Origin of the sequence: Kitasatospora sp. NPDC036755, assembly GCF_040636595.1 — a bacterium.
Lineage (GTDB): Bacteria > Actinomycetota > Actinomycetes > Streptomycetales > Streptomycetaceae > Kitasatospora.
In genome coordinates this window covers 1-5,972 of sequence record NZ_JBEZUT010000427.1, presented here as the reverse complement: position 1 = coordinate 5,972, position 5,972 = coordinate 1, and the positions used below count along the sequence as shown (strand labels likewise).

The 5,972-nt window shown below is 73.8% G+C and carries 4 protein-coding genes; 2 read left to right on the top strand and 2 right to left on the bottom strand.

Annotation, left to right across the window (positions count from 1 at the left end):
* The first annotated feature begins 256 nt into the window (after positions 1–256).
* Positions 257–2,050: a long-chain fatty acid--CoA ligase gene (locus AB0E96_RS37110; RefSeq protein ID WP_359830610.1), complete on the top strand. Its 1,794-nt coding sequence runs from the start codon at positions 257–259 to the stop codon at positions 2,048–2,050.
* Between the two features lie 92 nt (positions 2,051–2,142).
* On the opposite strand, the gene AB0E96_RS37105 is transcribed toward AB0E96_RS37110, so the two are convergent.
* Positions 2,143–3,279, bottom strand: coding sequence for a glycosyltransferase family 4 protein (locus tag AB0E96_RS37105; RefSeq protein WP_359830608.1), 1,137 nt, complete (start codon positions 3,277–3,279; stop codon positions 2,143–2,145).
* A 215-nt stretch (positions 3,280–3,494) separates the two neighbouring features.
* Between AB0E96_RS37105 and AB0E96_RS37100 the strand changes: the two genes are divergently transcribed.
* A complete protein-coding gene (locus AB0E96_RS37100) occupies positions 3,495–4,865 on the top strand; it encodes a glycosyltransferase 87 family protein (RefSeq protein WP_359830606.1) in 1,371 nt (456 codons plus the stop codon).
* On the opposite strand, the gene AB0E96_RS37095 is transcribed toward AB0E96_RS37100, so the two are convergent.
* Positions 4,866–5,813: a hypothetical protein gene (locus AB0E96_RS37095; protein WP_359830603.1), complete on the bottom strand. Its 948-nt coding sequence runs from the start codon at positions 5,811–5,813 to the stop codon at positions 4,866–4,868.
* Positions 5,814–5,972: the final 159 nt, after the last annotated feature.

The following is a 5,972-nucleotide window of genomic DNA, read 5'->3' as shown; positions in this document are numbered from 1 at the left end:
CGCCGGCCGCGCTCACGACACCGAGTTCTCGATGAGTCCTGTGCTGTCGACCAGGACCGCTCGGCCGGGCGGGCGGGCATGTTACCGGCCGGTCGCTCTGCGCTGCCGTAGGGTGCCATTCGAACGACCTGGTCACGGCCTGGTCGGACCCGGCCGGGTGTGACACTTCGAACACCGGAGCCGACCCCTCTGGTCGAAGCTGCCTACCGGGCAGTAACGTCCTGCCGTCCCGCAGCGTCGCGAACGAGGAGCAGTCTTGCTCGACTTCAGCCTTCCGGCCCTCTACCAGGTACCCAGCGGCGGCAACCTCGCCGACCCGGTGCACCGGAACGCCGAGGAGCACCCGGACGTCGCCGTGCTCAGCCGGAAGGTGGACGGCGACTGGCAGGAGTTGACGTCGGTCCAGTTCCTCGCGGAGGTGCACGCCGTCGCGAAGGGCCTGATCGCCGCGGGCATCGAGCCCGGCGACCGGGTGGCCATCATGTCCCGCACCCGCTACGAGTGGACGCTGCTGGACTTCGCGATCTGGACGGCCGGCGCGGTCGTCGTGCCGGTGTACGAGACCTCCTCCGCCGAGCAGGTCGAGTGGATCCTCGGCGACTCGGGCGCGGTCGCCGTGATCACCGAGACCGACCAGCACGTCTCGGTGGTCGCCGAGGTCCGCGACCGGCTGCCGGGCCTGGAGCACACCTGGCAGATCGACGGCGGGGCGATCGCCGCGCTGGCCGCCGCCGGGCAGGACGTCCCGGACACGACGGTCCACGAGCGCCGCCGGATCGCCGGCCCCGACGACGTCGCCACCATCGTCTACACCTCGGGCACCACTGGCCGCCCGAAGGGCTGTCAGCTGACGCACGGCAACTTCCTGGCCGAGTGCGGCAACGTGGTCGAGCGACTGGCCCCGCTGTTCCACACCGGCGAGAGCTCCGTCCTGCTCTTCCTGCCGCTGGCCCACGTGTTCGCCCGGATCGTCGAGATCGCCCCGATGATGGCGCCGATCAAGCTCGGCCACGTCTCCGACGTCCGGAACGTCACCACCGAGCTGGCCTCCTTCCGGCCGACCCTCATCCTGGGCGTGCCCAGGGTGTTCGAGAAGGTCTACAACACCGCCCGCGCCAAGGCCCAGGCCGACGGCAAGGGCAAGATCTTCGACAAGGCCGCCGACACCGCGATCGCCTACAGCCGGGCGCTGGACGCCGGCGGCGCGGGCCTGGTCCTGCGGCTCAAGCACGCCGTCTTCGACAAGCTGGTCTACAGCAAGCTGCGCGCCGCCCTCGGCGGCCGGGCCACCCACGCCATCTCCGGCGGCGCCCCGCTCGGCGAGCGCCTGGGCCACTTCTACCGCGGCATCGGCTTCACCGTCCTGGAGGGCTACGGCCTGACGGAGACCTGCGCCGCCACCGCCTTCAACGAGTGCGAGAAGCCGAAGATCGGCACGGTCGGCCAGCCGGTGCCCGGCTGCTCCGTGCGGATCGCCGAGGACGGCGAGGTGCTCCTCAAGGGCCCGCACATCTCCACCGGCTACTGGAACAACCCGCAGGCCACCGCGGACGCCTTCAAGGACGGCTGGTTCGCCACCGGCGACCTCGGCTCGCTGGACTCCGAGGGCTACCTGACCATCACCGGCCGCAAGAAGGAGATCATCGTCACGGCCGGCGGCAAGAACGTCGCCCCGGCCGTGATCGAGGACCGGATCCGGGCCCACGCCTTGGTCGGCGAGGTCATGGTGGTCGGCGACCGCAAGCCCTTCGTCGCCTGCCTGATCACCGTCGACCACGACTTCTTCCCCAAGTGGAAGGAGCTCAACGGCAAGCCCGCCGACGCCACCGTCACCGACCTCGCCACCGACCCGGACCTGCTGGCCGCCCTCCAGAACGCGGTGGACGACGGCAACGCGGCCGTCTCGCACGCCGAGGCGGTCAAGAAGTTCCGCCTGCTGGACACCGAGTTCTCCGAGGAGGGCGGCTACCTCACGCCCTCGCTCAAGCTCAAGCGCAACGTCGTGCTGAAGGACTTCGCGGCCGACATCGAGGCGCTCTACCGGAAGTAGCCGCCGGCGCCGTACGGGCCCCGCCACCACCGGCGGCAGCGGCCGTCACGGGCCCCGCCTCCCCGGGAGGGAGGCGGGGCCCGCACGCGTCGTCAGCCCGCCAGCAGCGAGGTCAGCCGCCCGGCCAGCAGGTCCCAGCGCCAGGATCGCTCCACCCACCGCCGCCCGGCCTCGCCCATCCGCCGCCGCAGCTCCTCGTCGCGCAGCAGCCGGACGATCCGCTCGGCCGCGTCCGGGGCCGAGCCGCCGGGCACCACGTACCCGGTCTCGCCCTCCAGCACCGCGTCCGGCGCGCCGCCGGAGTCCCCCGCGACCACCGGCAGGCCGGTCGCCGAGGCCTCCAGGTAGACGATGCCCAGGCCCTCGACGTCCAGACCCCCGCGCCGGGTGCGGCAGGGCATCGCGAAGACGTCCCCGGCCCCGTAGTGGGCGGGCAGCTCCTCCCACGGAACCGAGCCGGTGAACCGCACCGAGTCCCGCACGCCCGTGGTGTCCGCGAGCTTCTCCAGGTCCGCCCGGTACGGGCCGCCGCCGACGATCAGCAGCACCGCGTCCGGCACGTCGGCGAGGATCTGCGGCATCGCCTCGATCAGGGTGTCCTGGCCCTTGCGCGGCACCAGCCGGGAGACGCAGACCACCACCGGCCGGTCCGCCAGCCCGAGCCGGCGGCGCACCTCGGCGCCCCCGGAGCCCGGGTGGAAGGTCGTCTCGTCCACGCCCGGCGGCAGCTGGACCATCCGGGCCGCGGCCCGCGGCCCGACCGCCGCGGCGATCCGGGAGCGGGTGTACTCGCCCAGGTAGGTCAGCACGTCGGTGCCCGCGCCGATCCGGCGCAGCAGCTGCCGGGAGCCCGGCAGCTGGGCCCAGGCGGCCTCGTGCCCGTGGGTCATGCCGAGCAGCCGGCCGGCCCCGGCCCGGCGCAGCGCGGGCGCCATCAGCCCGAGCGGGGCGGCGGCGCCGAACCAGACCGAGTCGCACTTCTCCGCGCGCAGGATCTCGGCGGCCCGCCGGGTGACCCGCGGTGTGGGAACCATCACCTTCGTCCGGTCCCGGATCACCGGGAACGGCTGCTCGGCGTCGAAGCGGGCCACCTCGCTGCCGTCCCGCCACGTCGAGGCGTACACCACGACGCTGCCTGCGGGCTGACGGACGGCCATGTTGTGGACGAAGGCCTGGATGCCACCGGGGCGGGGCGGGAAGTCATTGGTGACGATCAAGGTTCTGTGCATCAGGCCACGGCTCGCTCGGTCGGGGGGTGCGCGGTGTACCGCTGGGTGATCCGTACGATAGGTCAACACCATGACCCGCCGGGAACGGAACCGCGTACGGCAACCGTTTGACCCCCGGGTCAGTCCTAGTACCTAGGCCGTCGGTGAACCACGGCCCGGGCGTCCGTCGTCACGACGCCTCCGGTGGGGACGTCCGAGACGAACGAGGGAGCGCAGTGGAATTGGCCCCGGCCACCGAGCCCGGTTCTTCGCGCGGCCGCCTCGGCCGCCCGCTCGGGGCGCTCGCCGCGCTCGGCGCAACCTGGGTCGCCACCCGCGCCCTGCTGGTGCTGCTGGCGACGGGAGTGCTGAAGGCGCCCGGCGGCGACGTCACGGCGGACGTCTGGATGATCTACCACGCCTGGTACGGGGTGCTCCAGACCGGCACCTTCCCGTTCGACGACGTGACCTGGCAGTACCCGCCGGGCGCCGCCCTGGTGATCCTGCTGCCGGGCCTGCTGCCCTGGTCGTACCTGGTCTCGTTCTGGGTGATCTGCGGGATAGCCGACGCGGCCGCGGCCGCGCTGCTGGTGCGCACCGGCCTGCGCCGGGGCCGGGCGCTGACCGGCGCCTGGATGTGGGTGGTGGCCGTCCCGCTGCTCGGCCCGATGATCTACAACCGCTTCGACGTCATCGTCACCGCGGTCGCCCTGGCCGGCCTGCTGGCGCTGATCCGCCGCCCGGCGGTCGGCGGGCTGCTGCTCGGCCTGGGCGGCATCGTCAAGATCTGGCCGCTGCTCGGCCTGATCGGCACCCCCTCGGGCCGCCGCACCCGCCGCTCCTGGACGCTCGCCGGGGCCACCGCCGTGTCGATCGGCTTCCTGCTGACGGCCGGGATGAACGGCGCCTTCGAGTTCCTCGCCTTCCAGAAGGACCGCGGCATCGAGGTCGAGTCGCTCGGCGCGCTGCCGCTCCACTTCGCCCGGCTGGCCGGCGGCTGGGACGGCAGGGTCACCATGAACTACGGCTCCCCCGAGATGCTGGGGCCGTGGGTGAGCGTGATCAGCAAGGTGATGATGGCCGGCACCGTGCTGGGCTTCGCCTGGCTGCTGCTGTGGCGCTACACCTCCAAGCGCCGCAGCGCGGCCACCATGTACGACGCGGCGCTGTGCGCGCTGCTGATCTTCGTGGTGACCAGCCGGGTGATCAGCCCGCAGTACCTGGTCTGGCTGGTCGGTGTCGCGGCGGTCTGCCTGACCGTGCGCAACAGCAGCCAGCGGCCGGTGGCGCTGCTGATCCTGCTCGCCTGCCCGCTGACCCTGGTCGAGTTCCCGACCATGTTCACCCAGGTCCTGGCCAGCGACCCGGTGGCGGTGACCGTCCTGGCCGCCCGCAACCTGCTGCTGCTCGCCGCGACCCTGCTCTCCTGCGTCCGGCTCTGGCGCTCCACCCGCGGCGAGGCACCGCTGCCGCCGACCGTGGTGCTGGACCGCGAGCCCGCCGCGCTGCCGGCCGCCGGCTACCCGGTGCGTCCCGGCATCGCCTACGAGCAGGACCTGCTGGACGGCATCGACCGCCCGGGCGCCACGGCCGAGCCGCGCCGCTGATCAGCTCCGCAGCGCCGCCGTCCGCTCCAGCCAGAGCCGGGTGAACTCCTCCAGCCCGACGCCCAGCTCGCGCCGCATCAGCCGGTCGGTCCGGCGCTCCCGGTCCTCGCCCTGCCCGTCGTCCGCGCCGACCGCCCGGTAGAAGGCGACCAGCCGCTGCGGCCCGTGGGTGCGGGCGATCAGCTCGCAGGCCAGCCAGGACTGCTCGTAGGCCTGGGCGATGCCGGTGGCCCCGGCGGCGAAGTCCCGGTCGGCGGGCAGTCCGGTGGGCAGCCTCCCGGCGGCGACGTCCCGGGCCAGCTCGGGGGCGATCTGCTGCGGGCTGCGGCCCGAGTCGCGGTAGGCGGTCCAGTCGGCGGCTCCCTCGGAGAGCCACAGCGGCGTCCAGGCACGGGTGTCGGCCCGGGTGGCGACGTGGGTGGCCTCGTGGGTGACCACCACCTGGCGGCCGAAGCCGCTGAGCCGCCCGTACGCCTCCGGGTTGACCAGCACCCGGTCCGCCGGGGTGTGCCAGGGCGCGCCGGGCGCGGCCGAGGTGACCGCCGCCATGCCCGTCCAGTCGGCCGGGTCGCCCTCCAGCAGCCGGGCGAACTGCTCCTCGGTGGCCGGCCGCTCCAGCAGCAGCGCCCCCGGCCAGGCGCTGCCCCAGACCTCGGTGACGGCGGGCACCGCCCGGTCCCCCACCGCGACCAGCTCGGCCGGGTCGGGGCCGGCGGCCGGGCCGACCACCAGGCAGTGCGCGCCCGGCGCCGACCTCAGCGGCCCGAAGTCCCACGGCGCGGGCGGCCCGCCGGCGCCCTCCTCGCGCTCGACCCGCCAGCCGTCCCCGGCCCGCACCAGCTCGATCCGGCGCGGGTACACCACCGGGTACTCGTCGTACCCGGCGATCCGCACCGCCAGGTCGGCGGCGGCGGTCAGCCGCTCCGACCCGCCGGCGGCGGCGAGCACCAGGTTGCGGTACCCCGCCTCGGCCACCGGCAGCCCGGCCCAGGGCGGTGCCGAGCGCGCCCGCTCCGCCAGCGCGGCCAGGCTCTGGGGCTTCATCGACAAGAAGTACACCGACGAGGTCTACATTGAGTTGTCCATGGGCTGGTTCGTCGAGTTCCG

Bases quoted from the DNA above. Each gene is read 5' to 3' on its own strand.
- AB0E96_RS37105 (WP_359830608.1), bottom strand. From the start codon at position 3,279: ATGCACAGAACCTTGATCGTCACCAATGACTTCCCGCCCCGCCCCGGT.